Source organism: Sporosarcina sp. D27 (assembly GCF_000586555.1).
Taxonomy (GTDB): Bacteria; Bacillota; Bacilli; order Bacillales_A; family Planococcaceae; genus Sporosarcina.
On sequence record NZ_AZUC01000038.1, the window covers coordinates 1 to 211 of the forward strand.

A 211-nucleotide genomic window follows, 5' to 3' on the forward strand; every position below is an offset into this window, starting at 1 on the left:
AATTATCGTAACCGCTCTACGAAAGCTTTTCGAAAGAGCAACATTGATAATAATACCACACAATCACTCATTTGGCAACAATTATTTACCTGTATTTCCAAGGGAATATTATTGTTCACAAGTAATTATGATCTTTTAGAAAAGAAAAAGCCATTCTACAACAGAATGACTTTATCTGCCTGGCAACGTCCTACTCTCACAGGGGGAAGCC

Annotated in this window: 1 protein-coding gene; it reads left to right on the forward strand. The window is 36.5% G+C overall.

Annotated elements, in window-relative coordinates:
• Positions 1-211 (forward strand): hypothetical protein (locus tag N693_RS20445; protein WP_216593577.1); only part of this gene is annotated, 211 nt, incomplete at both ends.